This is a genomic window from Yoonia sp. SS1-5 (assembly GCF_038443705.2).
Lineage (GTDB): Bacteria > Pseudomonadota > Alphaproteobacteria > Rhodobacterales > Rhodobacteraceae > Yoonia > Yoonia rhodophyticola.
In genome coordinates, this window is the sequence record NZ_CP151764.2 from 122,305 (window position 1) to 136,129 (window position 13,825).

Here is a 13,825-nt window from a genome sequence, read left to right on the forward strand (position 1 = left end):
CGTTGATCTTACGCCATCGCCGGGCCTGCTGGGCGCAGCTTTGCAAGCTTCCGGAGGTTTTGGGCGGTTGCTGCGAGAAGGAACTCGTCTTTTACGCCGTTTGGTCCACGAAGGCGCAGGCGGTCGAGCCGCATGATCTTCTTGAGGTGTGCAAAGAGCATTTCGACCTTTTTTCGTCGCCTGCTTGCATCGGTATAGGCGTCGGTTTTGGCAATTTGGCGTGCTTTGTTGCGAGCTGCCTCATGAACATGTCTTGAGACGATGCGGGCGTCTTGGTTTGGGGTGCATTGGTCCTTGAGGGCGCAAGTCGCGCAGTGTGTTTTGCTCGCGTAGTAGCGCTTGATGCCATCCTTGCTGACGCCTGTCCGTGCGGTGCGCATCTTTCGCCAATATTTCTTGAGGGGATTGCCGCCAGGACATGTGTACTCATCAGTTTTCTGATCATAGCTGAAGTCGAGGTTTGAGAACGAACCATCTTTGCGATCCGATCTATCGATGACAGGAATGTGCGGGTCGATGTTCTGGTTCACCAGCCACCCCAGCATGTCGCCGGACCCGTAAGCGGTATCAGCGGCCAAACGATCAGGAAACAGGTCGAACCGATCTCGCGTGCGCGTCAGCATGGTGCGTGTCGCACCAACCTCGGCTTGGCGGATGGCACGAGAGGCTTCCACATCAAGGATGATCGCATGGTCGGTGTCGATCAGGTAGTTGGTCGAATAGGCAAAGAATGCTGGCCCTTTCAACGCACCCGTCCACTGGCTGGCTGGGTCAGAGAAAGACATGAACTTTGGTGTCACATCACTGGCCGCACCAAATGCGGTGTCATCCAAGGTCTCCAGATACTCCCGCACGGCCCTTGGCACGACCGCCGGATCAATCTTTGCCGTTTCCCATTCTGCCTTTGGTGCCGAGTACTGCTTGTTCGCATCGGCCTGGATTATGCTGGCATCCGTCGCAAAGGTCTCGCCGCCAACCAAGCCCTCTGCCATGCAACGCGCCACGACGGTCTCAAACAGATGCCGGAACAGATCGCTGTCACGGAACCGTCCATGTCGGTTTTTGGAAAAGGTCGAATGATCCGGGATCGGATCTGAGAGATCGAGCTTGCAAAACCAGCGGTAGGCGAGGTTCAGATGGACCTCTTCGCATAAGCGGCGTTCTGATCGGATGCCAAAGCAATATCCCACCAATAGCATTCGGATCATTAGTTCGGGGTCGATCGAAGGACGTCCAGTATGACTATAGAAATCCGCTAAATGAACACGAATTTTGCTCAGATCCGTGAACCGATCAATCGCCCGCAATAGGTGATCCGGCGGGATGTGATCCTCAAGCGAGAACTCATAGAACAATGCTGCTTGCGCTTCCTGCTTTGGTCCCATCATCGCGATAAATCCTCTGCATCAATGAAGAGATTGAATCAGGGTGCAGCACCCTAAACAAGCAGAGTTTTTCAACACAATCGGCTCATAGCTGTCTTCGGAGAATGCGCAGCATCCAAGCCTATGCCGTGAAACCGAGCATCGAGTACGGCCCATACCGGACGCCCGACATCTGGCTCAATTGCTGCGGATGCAACCCCTATTCCGGCCATTCGCTGCGCAAGAAAAACGAGTAATGTCTCGTGGAGAAGAGCCCGTAGAGTTTACTCTGACCTAGACTTTCTGCTGCTGAATTGGTGTGATGTCGGAGCACTTCGCCACAAAAGCACTTGATTGAAAGCTTAGTCAAACTTGGTCAAAGTCCATACTCAGATTGCTGGCAAAGACCTTGATGCTCGCCGGTTTTTGGCACTTCTGCGACCATCAAACAGTTTTTGGTGGCCCAATAGGAACTACTTGGGTTCGCTGCCTTGGGCCTTCAGAGGCGTAGCAGACGCAAATTACGGTCTTCTCCCGAGCGGATTAAGGCCTATCGATGCAACAAGCTCGAAGCCAGCGGAACGGTATAGATCTTACCTTTTTGATCGAGTGTATGCTCTATTTGGGCAATACTTGGAAAGCTCCGACGACTTCTCGGACATGTACACGCCCTGGACGATGCAGGATTTGTGGCACGTTTTCGTCTGCGAAGGCGTAGCACAGTTCGTAAATCGAGCCAGCGAGCTCGGGCTTCTAGACATGGAACGTGTTCCCACTGTCTTTAGTCCGAGCTTTTCTATTCGCGAGAGTGATCCCTGGGGGCGTCCTGAACACAACGGACCACCGGCTTCGTTTGAGACTTCCGTATGGGCCTTGGCCCAACATCATGGCATTCCGACCTACTTTCTTGACTGGACAAGTAATCCGATTGTAGCTGCGTACTTCGCAACCTTGAATTGGAAGTCTGACAACCCCACCGACATTGCGGTTTGGGCATTTAATGAGCACAAGTATGTCAAATCTATTGGAAGGCTTCCTTGGCGTGTTTTTGGCGACGGCACTATTAGACCGGGCCACGTGCACAACAAATATCTGGGTGCGCAAAGTGGTTTGTTCACTCAGATTTCGACGAGCTACGATGAAACTCTTAAACGTTGGATCGACGCGGATTCACTGACAGAACGGGGATTTGGACAAATCTCAAATCAATTCGTTAAGAAAGTGGTACTTAAGGCAAAGCACGTTCCAGAGTTTTCGGCATTGCTGAAGCGAGAAGGCATATCTCAATCGACATACATGCCTACTTTAGACAACGTCGCGTCTGAGGTGTTTAACAGCCGACATAGTTGACCGGCCCTTACCAGACATTGAGCAATGTCTCCGAATGCTGCGGCCGCAGTCCGCATTGTCGACATTCGCCGCAGCCGCAAAATCAGGTGGTAGGCGAACCCACAATTTAGCGGGACAAAGCCGACGTTGACTAACTATGGACGAACGTCGGCTTCAGAAAGACGTGTCCAGCTAAACCCCACCAGAAGCGTCAGCAGCACAGCTACGGTTGTTAAAGCGGATTTAAGAATTGTGGCTGTGCTGGTGGCATAAACCAGTGGAACGGAAACCTCGGGCCAGCTCCAAATCATGGCCACGATACCAAGATTTTCGACATAATCGAACAGAGCAGCACCAACCGAAAGGGCAATGCCAAAGCGGACAAGCTTTCTGTTTGACATGCGTTGCCCAAACCAGCAGATCGTGGCGACCAAAGCCAAGGTGAGCATGGCTGGATAAAGTGTGTCCAAAGCGATCTGGCGACTGAGATAATACGCGCGCCCTTCCACTCCCAACGCTTCAAGAAGCGTCGCCGCCTCTGTGGAGCCATAGCCGAAAGGACGCATGTCGAAGGGGACGTGCCCTGAGACCGCTTCGATATGGGCGAGCGTGACATTGATCATCAGCAAATAGATTGATGCACCTATCAGTCCTGAGCCAACCGCAATTGTTCCAATATGCTTTGACAAGATTCTGTTCGTCATTTTGTAAACTCCTTGAACTGTGCCAAACATGCCCTCAGACGAAGTCACCCGCATTATCATTTGATAAGGCACGCCAAGATGGATTTACGGACGTTTCTGATGCAGTCACCTGACCTGTCAGATATGGCTTGCGCAGACGATTTTGCGTCTGATTGGAAACGAAAGCGTTTGAACAAGGGGTTGCACCTTACTCGGCAGGAACAACCCGAAACAGACGAATTCGTTCTTTTGGAAGGGTGCTTGGTGAGCAGTATTTGCGACCAAGACGGCAAAGAAGTTAGCGTCGGGTTTTATGTGGGTCCCTGCGTTATCACGCCAAATATCGCTCGAACGCGCGACGGTGTGTCGCTCGTGTCCATTTCGGCAACAACCGATGCCCTGCTTGCAAGGATCGACAGTGATCTGCTTTCAGATCGGATGATTTCATCTGAACCCGTCCGAAATTGGGCCAATGGTGTTCTGCGGGACGCGCTAAGCAGGAAGGTGGATCGAGAGTGGTGCCTCGCCGCTCTTAAAGGGGCTGAGCGGCTCGCTTGGTTTCGCCAGGCATTCCCCGGCTATGAAAACATCTTTCCCCATACGTTGATTGCATCCTTTTTAGGGATCACACCTGTCACAATGAGCCGTTTACGCACAGGCGACAAACACTGACAGGAAGCGGCCATTCGTGTGTCTTGCAGCATCGGACACTTTGGGGCTCTTGGCGGTCGTTAGGGTCGCCGCAGCATCCGCACCAGGCTGGCGGCGCTTCACCCGCGAGGACGGCCCAAAGCGGACACTCTGCGTACCAAACAGATGCTGCAGTTGCAGCCCGCTTTGCAGACATTTGCTGCGTTCAGGAAATCAATAGAACTGTGAGTTCGTGTGCCAAGAGATCGATTTAGCCACCGGCAGCACGGCTTAAATGGCGCTCGCGCCTCGCGTAGACCGTGCAGAGCTTGGTTATCATACGCCATCGCTGCCCTTTCCAGAAGGCTATGTCACGAGCCCTCGAAAGAGCGGTGAGCTAACATTGGCAAGATTCAGTCGGTTTTCGCCATTTCTCCGGGGGCCAATTCGACCGATACACGCGACGAAGTTGATCCGTATTCCAAAGAGAGAGGATGGGACGAATGGACAGAACTTTGCGGTTCGCAGGCTATGGAATTGCGGCGGCCTATGCCTACGGAGCGTGCGTACACGTCGCGAACATGGCTGGCCTTACCGGCTTCGATTGGTTAAGCGCTCCTTTGAAATGGCAGGTGCTGGACCTTGTCTATCTGGCACTCGATATCGCCGTCGTCGCTGGTGTCGTTATGGCGAACCGCATCTGGATCGTCGCGTTCGGTATTGCCGCAACCAGCCAGCTCATCCTCTACACGGCGCTTCGGTCGTGGGTACTGGACGTGCCAAAAGCCTTTGCCGTTCCGCCGGAGAGCGGAAGCTACCTCGACGGCCTGGTCGCGTTTCATACCGTGTCATTGGCGGTGGTCGGCACGCTCATTTTTCTCAGCAAGCAAACCCGGAGGGCCATGTCATGACCATGGAACGCAGAACCGTCGCTTCTTGCGCCGTGTTTGCCCTGATATTCGGTGTGGCGATGCCAAGTTCCGCTTGGAGCGAGACTTTGAGAGGTACATTTGCTTCACCCGGCATGGCGATCGTCGTTCAGTTCGACCGGTGCGACGACAATACCGACACGATCTGCGGCACGCTTGTTTGGAGCTGGGAAGGTGAGGATGAGCTATCAGTCCCATTCGGCACCGTGATCGCTCCGGCACTGCGCCAAACGGATAGAGGATGGGAAGGACATCTGACCGATCCCGACTCCGGTCGCATGTTTCGAGGCACAGTTGTCAGGGCGGGCCGCGACCAGCTAATATTGCGGGGTTGCGCCGGGCCGTTTTGCACGACGGAACGCTGGTACTCCCTGGCAAGTATTCAGACCGTGATCGAGAACCTGCGGGGGCGCGACAGATGAGAAATATCCTGCGCCTTTATCTTGCTGTGATCGCTGTCACCGCGCTGATCTTTGTCCCGGCGCTGCCGTTCTTACATCTCGACGATCCAAGCCATTGGGGAGTTCTCGGATTTGCGGCGACAGCGTTCCTACTTCTGAGCCCGGCCTCCGACTACTGGCCGCGTCCGCGGCTTCACACCATTCTGACCGTTTTCGTGATCGCCCTACCGGTGATTTACGTTGCAAACTCACTTCGATGGAATGGCGGTCTGACCGGGCTTTCGGTTGAACTCGCGGGATTGGTGATTTGGTGCAGCCTCGCGATCGCAGCTTTGCGCCGCCCGGTTCTGCTGCCGATTGGCATTGCTCTTCATGCCATTTGGGACGCGGCCCACTTCGGGCATGTCGACTACGTTCCGGATTGGTACATCATCGCCTGCATCGCCGCCGATCTCGGGCTGGCAGGTTATCTTTTCGCGAGGTTTTCAATGACGAGTACGGCATACCCCAATGGCAACGACTTGATCCAAGCCTCGCTCGAAACAAGCGCACCAGCGCCTAAAGCGTCTGTCGTTCCCGACCGTGAAGCTTGCTGAATTCAAGCGGCGCCAGCCCGAAGCGTCTCTCGAACGCAGTCCGAAATGCCGCCTCGGACCGATAGCCGATATGCGCGGGCACGGCCTTCACGGCAATTCCACTTGCAAGCAGTTCTCGCGCGCGAGCGAGCCGCAACTGCTCAATGTATTTCGCGGGGGTCATGCCGACGCTTTGCTGAAAATGGCGGAGAAAGCTCCGATGAGACATGCCCGCCCTCTCGGCAAGATCATCGGCGCGCATGGGGATGTTCAGGTTTAGTCCAATCCAGTCGAGCAGATCGGAGAACCGTCCATCGCGCCGCGACTGGGCCTCGAGGACCTCGCTGAACTGCGATTGCAGCCCGGGCCTGTGCGCATAGACCACGAGACCGCGCGCAACACGGGACTTCAGGTCCGGACCGTGATCGGCCTCAATCATGGCAAGCGCCATGTCGATACCTGCGCTCACCCCGGCGGAGGACCAGAGACTTCCGTCGCGCGTGTAAAGCGCGTCAGCGTCGACATGGGCGTTGGGAAACATCTCTGCAACCAGGTCGCACGACCGCCAATGGGAGCAGACGCGTTTGCCATCAATCAGACCTGCTGTTCCCAGTAGGAACGTCCCCACACAAACCGAGCCGATACGTTCAGCCGTCGGCGCAGACTTTGCCAACCAGTCGGGAAGTTCTCCCTCGGAAATTGCTTTGCGAAGGCCCATTTCCGTTCCGCCAACAGTAACAACAGTGTCCTGCTTGCCAATGGTAAATGTCGTCAGAGCGTCTGTCCCAACTTCCGCTCCGCAGGAGCTGCGAACAGGCCCGCCTTTAGAAGAGGCAAGAACGATCTCGTAGGGCGGTTCATTGCAAAATTCTGAGGCCGCGTGAAACACTGCGGCTGGCCCCGACATATCCAGAAGCTGAAAATCTTCAAAAACGGCAAAGATGATGCGACGTGTTGCGGGCATTGGCAAAAGATAGACGTTATGTCGCGATCATGCCAGACTGATTCATCTGTCAGATTTTGCTCTGGACGGCCCAATCCGGACATTGACCGAGCCCTCGCGCGCTGCAGAGCAGCTTTCGCTCGGCAGACATTGACATGGTTCGTGACTAAAGCTTCACGCTAACGTAAACTTGGCGCAGCGTTTTCAATTAAATGATTTTTCGACGGCATTGGAGGAGTAACAATGGCTGACCCAGTAGAGGAAGCATTAGACCTCATTGCCAGCAAGTCGGCGTTACAGGGAGAGGAAAACGCAGACTTAAGAGCAAGGCTGATAGAAAAAGCATACCATCAGCGTAGTCTTGACAGAGAATTTGAGATCTCAGTCCGCAAGCAGGATTTTGCGGAAAAGACGTTTTGGCAAAATACACCACTTGTCGTCGCACTAACCGGAGTGATTGCAGTCGGAGCAAATTTCGCTGCCGACTATTTTCGCGCTGAACAAGACCTCACCGGGCTATTGACGAAGGTGGAGTTTGAGGCCGCATTGGCTTCGAACGCTGCGACTGAAGCTCTTGCTAGAGACAATGAGAGAGAACTCCTAAAGGCAGAGTTGCAAGACAATCTAGCTGATGCCGCGGCGGCTAGAAACGAGCGCTTAAAAGAGATTGAATTTCAGTATTCTGTTCTGAGCCAACTTGTTGACGAACCGAACGAAAAAACCAGAGCGAGATTGCTGTTGTTCTATATAAGGGCTGGAGCACTGAAGGGGCTAGATGTAGAGCAGCTGTCGGCAATGGCGGAGACCTCCATCCGAAATACCGGTGGAGACCCAAGCGCTCCAATGGGCGTTCCATCGAGACAAGCAATATCTACCGCAGCGGATGCAACAACACGTATTCAGTTTTCTGGAAGTAGTGGGCAAACGGGATTCTGTACCGCCGTAAACATCTCGGCAGACTATGTTCTTGCTCCAAGTATTTGCGACAACAATTATCTGGGTGGATCGCATCCCTTTTCCGCAGCCCTAGCAGAAGGCGACGACTTTGTGCGCCTTGAGAAAGTATGGAATGACGATGCCACTGCTCTATCGATATTGAAGCGAGAAATTGCAGGCGGCGAACCGGTATCATTGGTTTGGAATTCGATACGCGTACCGTCTATAGGCGAAGCCATTTACTTTGTTGCCTGGGATAATCAAACTGGTGGCAAGCTATCTCGGACCTGCTCTGTCACCGGTTTTGATACTGACCAATTTAGCCTTACACATGACTGTGATACTGGCCCGGGAGTGGCAGGCGCGCTGTTGCTGGCAGTGTCTGACGACGCACCAGTGGGAGTGCAACTAGGCCAGAATAGCGAGGGTGGATACGGCGCTAGTTTGGGTTCAATACGTGACCAACTAGCTCAGTTCTTCTAGCAGCCCTAAGCAGACTCTGGGCGATAGACGCCAATGCTGCGTTTGCATGCCCGCATTACTGCCATTCGCTGCCTGCGCTAGCCAACCAGAGCTAGACAGGGCGTTACCGAACATTCCTCGTCGTCGACGTTCGCCTTTCAGAGGTTTAGGCTGGTGAGGTAGTAGAAACCTGTCGATTTCTGCTGAATCCTGTTGAACAGACGCTTTGCTTGTCTATCATCGCCTGGAAGGGGTGGGGAAATGTTGACAAGCTTGAAAACTCTGAAGTCCTTAAGGCTTGAGGCAGGGGTGTCTGTTAGCAAGATCGCCCGACATTGCGATTTGGACAGGGGCACTGTCGCCGCGGCGGAAGCAGGTCGCCCCGTTGCAGAGCTTACCGCAGCAAAAATCGCGAAGGGGCTATCCTCCTTGCTTGAGCGACGCATCAACGTCGAAGATATTTTTTCGGTGTCCGAATGAATAGCTCGACCGATGAGAATTCCAAAAATGTGTGAGATGACATGAAGGTTGTCGATCTCTTTTGCGGCTCAGGTGGACTATCGTTCGGAGCATCCGCGGCTCAGCTTGACGTGGCAATGGGCGTTGACTTGGATAGGCACGCCATTGGAACCTACAAAAAGAATTTCGGTGAAGACGCCACGCTGAGTTTTGATTTGTGTAACCCAGCGGTTGACCTGTGCTCACACCTACCTGAGCACGATATTTTGGTTGCAGGACCACCTTGCCAATCGTTCTCAACTTCGAACCAGAAAACGAGAACCGACAAGAACCCATTGAATAATTTGTTGTTCGTTCCTGTTGAGGTAGCAAAGCTTACAGAACCAAGGGCCATAATTGTTGAAAACGTTCATGGACTCGGCATCGGAAGTCGCCGGAAGTACCTCGAGCGCCTAACACAATCGATGGCTGAGCTGGGATACCATCCAACAGTCGTTCAAGTTTCAGGGGCCGAAGTGGGGCTGCCGCAGAATAGAACAAGACTTTTTGTGGTTGGCCTTCGCAAAGCTGGTTTCGAGATCAAGCTCAACACTATCCATCAACCAACTGTCTGGGATGCAATTAGCGATCTGCCTCGGCTAGAGAATGGAGCTTCCGTCGATACTTTGCCGTACGGGTCGTCTGCAACATCTGCCTATGCAAAATCACTTCGTGCAAGAAAACGGATATGTACGGGAAATCTCGTAACAGACAATGCTGAGAAGATTGTGCAAAGGTATGAACATATCCCGCAGGGAGGAAATTGGAAATCAATCCCTGTTCATTTGATGGACGACTACTCGGATGTGACGAGGTGCCATACGGGAATTTATCATCGGTTGGTTTCGGATAAACCGGCTAAGGTTGTTGGCAACTTCAGAAAAAACATGTTGGTGCATCCACACCAACACCGCGGATTGTCAATCCGAGAGGCCGCTCGTTTACAATCCTTTCCAGACAAGTATTTATTTGTGGGCAGTATTGGAAAACAGCAGCAGCAGGTCGGCAATGCTGTTCCCCCACTCATGGCAAAAGCCGTAATTTCTCAGGTAGCAAATTTCTTGGAGTAGCAGATTGAACGAGCTTGAATTAAGTCTGCAAGGTGCGAGTGACGAGCTCTTCACACGGTATGAGGCGTTAGCCACCGGTCTTGCTCCGATCCATCAAGAAGTTGTGGCAGGTGCCTCGGCAACCGATGGAGGTTGGCTTACCGACCATGGGCCTAAGCACATCGCAAAAGTTGGTAGCGAGGCAGCAAAAATTATCGGCCAGATGGGCGCTGAACTAGTTCCGTATGAGATCTTTCTGTTGCTGCTTTCGATACAAGTGCATGATATTGCGAATATTTCCGGGCGGGCAAATCACGAAAACAGGATTGATGAAGTTTGGGGGCGTGTCTTTGGGCCGCTAGGCTTTGACTCGTTGGACAAAAATATGGCAATCCAGATTGCTTCGACGCACGGCGGTAATTTCGAAGGGTCCAAGAGTACACTGCGGGCGGTCGAGCCGAATACGAAGTACAAGAACATTCCGATTAGACCAAGACTATTGGCGGCAATCTTGAAGCTTGCCGATGAATTGGCCGAAGAAATCGATCGTGCATCTATTGTACAACTTGAGTTGGGCCTTCTGCCCAAAGAAAGTGAAGTATACCATATTTATTCTAGCGGGCTTCATACCGCTCATGTCGAGGCCTCATCCGGAACCATCGAGCTCAAGCTTGCTTTCTCAAGCGAGTATTTCGGTCGAAAATTTGGTAAAGGGAAAGGAGAGGTCTTCCTGTTAGAAGAAATCTTCGAGAGGACTTTGAAGACTTGGAGTGAAGCTATCTACTGTTCACGTTTTCTTCCAAATCTTTTGCTGACGACTGTGGACGTCGATGTACAGATTTTTGATGAAGAGACGAAGCTCGAGGCATGTCGCGTCAAATATCGTCTTGAAGACACGGGATACCCGACCGTTGCAGCTGGTGACATATATGACGTCTGTCCAGACCTAGCGGACTTCAAAGGTAAGGGTCGACTCACACCAGAATCACTCAAAGCAACGTTAAGTAGCGACAGCAGCGGGGCTTCTAGCTCAAGTGAAGCAGACGCCGATGAAGAAGATAAGGATGTCTCTTCGATTGGTCGGATTGTCAAAGCGGTATCAGGATTTTTTAAATGAAAACCATCGCAGAAAACCCATTTCGAGTACACACACCAGAATCTCTTTCCGCAGAGGAAGTTGTTAAGCTGTACGTCTCAGAAATGCCGGGCGCTGATGCGGTGCATAGTGCCGGTGACACGATGGTAGTTGGTTCTAGGGGAACCGGAAAAAGCATGATGCTTCGATATCTCGAACCTGATTGCCAGTTGTTGGTCCAAAACCACAAATCGCAAGTGCGCATAACGGATATCGACTATTACGCGCTTTACGTGACCATCAAGCAAACCGATCTGATCTACCCCGAACTTGAAAGCCTCGAAGGAACCTTCGCCGATCGTCCCGTGAACGAGCACTTTCTCATCCTTATTTTGGTTTGGAAGGCTGTATCTCGTTGCATTGATCAAGGAACATTGGACTTTGCTAAGAAGAACACTCTCGACACAGAAAATTCCAAGCTATTCAAGTTACTGAATAATTTTGTCGACTATGACGGGCAGAAGCCAAAGACGGATTTCGACCTTTTTCTCAGTCTTGTCGACTACCTGGCTGATCTGCACGCCGCCAGCCTGCAGTACCTAGACGAGATCCTCGCTGACCCAGACACCACTCCAAAGTTTGAGACGGTGCTACTAAGATTTTCAACTTTCTTGCTCCCGTTCCTCGAAGCGTGGGTTGGATTGGAGGGGATGCCAAGGACACGAAAGCTGTTCATAATCATCGACGATGCTGACTATCTGAACGAGATGCAGACGAAAATTTTGAATACGTACGTCTCGACCCGACAGTCTTACATATTTTTTAAAATTGCGTCTGAGATTTATCAGTACAAGACGTTTAGCACTCTCGATGGCCGAAGGATTGAGGTGCCACATGATTTTGCGGAGATTAATACGGTAGATATATACACATCGAATACTACAAGGGGCTATGAGGCCAGATTAACTCGCATAATTGACAAGAGGTTAGAACTTTACAACTTCGACAGGTCAAAAACTGGACGCATCGCGAACGCTGAACAGTTTTTTCCGGAGGACGGTAAGCAAAAAAGCGAAATTTCCAAGCTAAGGAGGGAGATATCCACAGGAGCGCACAAGGTGACAAGCGGCGCATCCCGGCCGCGCGACAACGCCTACCGTTATGCAATTCCAGAGTATATCCGCTTGCTTGGTGGCGAAAAGAAGTCGCGGAGCAACTACAGCTACAGTGGCTACAATCAACTGGTCAATATTTCTTCCGGGATTCCTCGTTACTTCTTGGAGGCAGCTTATCTGATGTATGACCGCATGAAAGCGCTTCATGACGGTGAATTCACATTCATTGACCCTAGCGTCCAAAACACGGTGGTTCGAGAACAAGCCGAACGCATCGTCATGGAAGAGCTGGAACGTCTCAAGCTGAGCGATACCCATCTCGATGGTTCATCGGCGACCGCTGTTCTCCTGCACAATCTGATCATTTCTTTAGGATCATTTTTTCAAGTCTCCCTGCTCGATACCCAAGCAACAGAACGAAGGTATTTTTCGTTCGCTCTTTCTCAAACACCAACCCCCGATCTGGAGAAAGTTCTCAGGTTCGGTGTACGAAATTCGATGTTCACTAGGACAACGATTGGACGGAAAGAGGGCTTCGGACGAACGCACCGATACATACTTACACGCCGTGTAGCACCTTACTTCACGTTAGACCCAAACGGATTTACAGCTTACAAGTTTTTGACAAACAGTGCGTTGGAGCGAATGATGCACGACCCTGACGGATTCAGGCAAGAGTTGAGAAGGAAAACCGCAGACGGCGGTATCGGTCCGTTATTCGACGGGCTGGAAGATCAATGAAGCATCTTCAGGATAATTTCGATTGGTCGCGCAAAGATGGGGTTCCGGACCTCGGCAACGCAATTGTTTTACTTTGGAATGGCTTTGAGCCTCGTTCAACCGCGCTGGTAAGACATGCCAATGCTTCAGCAGCCAACAAGGTGTTCATACTTAAGTTTGCTGATAGTCAATTTGATCTTTCAGAGAACGACAAGTGCTTGGACCTGCAGCTTGATCAAAAAAAGGCCTTCCGCGTTGATGTTGACCGCGGGAGCCAATTTAGAACATATCAGACGATAAGAACCCAGATTGCTGAAAGTGATCCAAGTCTAAAGATTGTCTTTGATATCACATGCTTTCCCCGGGATGTGCTCTTGCTCATTCTTTATGTCCTTTGGAGCCTGTCGCGCCTTGACCAAGTAGTTTGCGTCTACAACGTCGCTAAAGACTACAGCACGGAACAGTCGGAGATATCGAAGAAGTGGTTGAGCAAAGGTGTGTCGAGTGTCAGCCCAGTAATCGGATTCCGCGGAGTGCTCAGGCCAGATCGTCCCTTGCAAGTTGTTGGGCTGGTCGGGTTTGATGATCAACGAGTCACGCAGATCGCGGACATTCTATCACCCAGCTCTCTGGTCTTTGCTCACGGAGATACTCAGCTTAAAGAGCGCGAATGGCTTGTCTCCCAAGGTATGGATGCCGTCGGGCTTTTGTTGAACCGATTTGATGAAAGTCGACAGGACACATTCATATGCGAAGATGGTCAGAGTGTCAGCGCAATGCTAGACCGAGCGAGAGCCGCAAAGCCTGATCATAACTTAGTTATTGTCCCCATGAACAATAAGATTTCGACACTGTTCGCCGCAACGTATTGTCTGAAAAACCGTGATGTTCAGATCTGCTACGGTGGTGCGCTTATCTACAACCACAGCCACTACTCAGAGGAATCCGACAAGTTCTTTCATTGGACAGCTATCTCAGAGTCCGCATAGCGTTCAATTCTACGGTTCCTTGCTTCATTCGCCCAGCGTCCAACAACCTCAAACTTCCGCTTTTTGAGAACCGGTATCTTGGTTTGCTCTCGCAGCGAACGACCGCTTTCCGCCGATGTCGTTGAAA

At 51.9% G+C, this 13,825-nt stretch carries 15 protein-coding genes; 12 read left to right on the forward strand and 3 right to left on the reverse strand.

Going from position 1 to position 13,825, the window contains the following annotated elements:
• Positions 1 to 8: 8 nt before the first annotated feature.
• The gene (locus tag AABB31_RS00615; protein ID WP_342075069.1) at positions 9 to 1,388 is read right to left on the reverse strand and encodes an IS1182 family transposase; all 1,380 of its coding nucleotides are present in this window, start codon (positions 1,386 to 1,388) and stop codon (positions 9 to 11) included.
• A gap of 101 nt (positions 1,389 to 1,489) precedes the next feature.
• On the opposite strand from AABB31_RS00615, the gene AABB31_RS00620 reads away from it, so the two are divergent.
• Both AABB31_RS00620 and AABB31_RS00625 read left to right on the forward strand, forming a co-directional pair.
• A complete protein-coding gene (locus AABB31_RS00620; RefSeq protein ID WP_342075068.1) occupies positions 1,490 to 1,621 on the forward strand; it encodes a hypothetical protein in 132 nt (43 codons plus the stop codon).
• 502 nt (positions 1,622 to 2,123) lie between these two features.
• Positions 2,124 to 2,714 carry an FRG domain-containing protein gene (locus tag AABB31_RS00625; RefSeq protein WP_373634761.1) on the forward strand — a complete coding sequence of 197 codons (591 nt, stop codon included), beginning with the start codon at positions 2,124 to 2,126 and terminating at the stop codon, positions 2,712 to 2,714.
• Positions 2,715 to 2,848: 134 nt separating this feature from the next.
• Here AABB31_RS00625 and AABB31_RS00630 read toward each other — a convergent pair whose 3' ends face one another.
• Entirely contained in the window at positions 2,849 to 3,397 is a 549-nt protein-coding gene (locus AABB31_RS00630) for a hypothetical protein (protein ID WP_342075066.1), read from the reverse strand.
• 78 nt (positions 3,398 to 3,475) lie between these two features.
• Between AABB31_RS00630 and AABB31_RS00635 the strand changes: the two genes are divergently transcribed.
• The 4 genes from AABB31_RS00635 to AABB31_RS00650 all read left to right on the forward strand — a co-directional run bounded on the left by AABB31_RS00635 (position 3,476) and on the right by AABB31_RS00650 (position 5,932).
• Positions 3,476 to 4,048, forward strand: a complete 573-nt coding sequence (locus AABB31_RS00635) for a Crp/Fnr family transcriptional regulator (RefSeq protein WP_342075065.1) — start codon at positions 3,476 to 3,478, stop codon at positions 4,046 to 4,048.
• 461 nt (positions 4,049 to 4,509) lie between these two features.
• Positions 4,510 to 4,917: a hypothetical protein gene (locus tag AABB31_RS00640; protein ID WP_342075064.1), complete on the forward strand. Its 408-nt coding sequence runs from the start codon at positions 4,510 to 4,512 to the stop codon at positions 4,915 to 4,917.
• Entirely contained in the window at positions 4,914 to 5,357 is a 444-nt protein-coding gene (locus tag AABB31_RS00645) for a DUF2147 domain-containing protein (RefSeq protein ID WP_342075063.1), read from the forward strand. The genes AABB31_RS00640 and AABB31_RS00645 overlap by 4 nt, the downstream gene beginning before the upstream one ends.
• Positions 5,354 to 5,932, forward strand: coding sequence for a hypothetical protein (locus AABB31_RS00650; RefSeq protein ID WP_342075062.1), 579 nt, complete (start codon positions 5,354 to 5,356; stop codon positions 5,930 to 5,932). The genes AABB31_RS00645 and AABB31_RS00650 overlap by 4 nt, the downstream gene beginning before the upstream one ends.
• Here the strand turns inward: AABB31_RS00650 and AABB31_RS00655 are convergent.
• Complete coding sequence (locus AABB31_RS00655; RefSeq protein WP_342075061.1) at positions 5,895 to 6,875, reverse strand: helix-turn-helix domain-containing protein; 981 nt, start codon at positions 6,873 to 6,875, stop codon at positions 5,895 to 5,897. The two genes, AABB31_RS00650 and AABB31_RS00655, sit on opposite strands and share 38 nt — an antisense overlap.
• A 222-nt stretch (positions 6,876 to 7,097) precedes the next feature.
• Here AABB31_RS00655 and AABB31_RS00660 point away from each other — a divergent pair, with 222 nt between their 5' ends.
• The 6 genes from AABB31_RS00660 to AABB31_RS00685 all read left to right on the forward strand — a co-directional run bounded on the left by AABB31_RS00660 (position 7,098) and on the right by AABB31_RS00685 (position 13,698).
• Positions 7,098 to 8,273: a hypothetical protein gene (locus tag AABB31_RS00660; protein ID WP_342075060.1), complete on the forward strand. Its 1,176-nt coding sequence runs from the start codon at positions 7,098 to 7,100 to the stop codon at positions 8,271 to 8,273.
• Positions 8,274 to 8,513: 240 nt separating this feature from the next.
• The gene (locus AABB31_RS00665) at positions 8,514 to 8,732 is read left to right on the forward strand and encodes a hypothetical protein (protein WP_342075059.1); all 219 of its coding nucleotides are present in this window, start codon (positions 8,514 to 8,516) and stop codon (positions 8,730 to 8,732) included.
• Positions 8,733 to 8,773: 41 nt separating this feature from the next.
• The gene (locus AABB31_RS00670) at positions 8,774 to 9,820 is read left to right on the forward strand and encodes a DNA cytosine methyltransferase (RefSeq protein ID WP_342075058.1); all 1,047 of its coding nucleotides are present in this window, start codon (positions 8,774 to 8,776) and stop codon (positions 9,818 to 9,820) included.
• Positions 9,821 to 9,824: 4 nt separating this feature from the next.
• Entirely contained in the window at positions 9,825 to 10,916 is a 1,092-nt protein-coding gene (locus tag AABB31_RS00675; RefSeq protein ID WP_373634762.1) for a hypothetical protein, read from the forward strand.
• Entirely contained in the window at positions 10,913 to 12,730 is a 1,818-nt protein-coding gene (locus AABB31_RS00680; RefSeq protein ID WP_342075056.1) for a hypothetical protein, read from the forward strand. Before AABB31_RS00675 ends, AABB31_RS00680 begins: the two co-directional genes overlap by 4 nt.
• Positions 12,727 to 13,698, forward strand: a complete 972-nt coding sequence (locus AABB31_RS00685; protein ID WP_342075055.1) for a hypothetical protein — start codon at positions 12,727 to 12,729, stop codon at positions 13,696 to 13,698. Before AABB31_RS00680 ends, AABB31_RS00685 begins: the two co-directional genes overlap by 4 nt.
• Positions 13,699 to 13,825 lie beyond the last annotated feature (127 nt).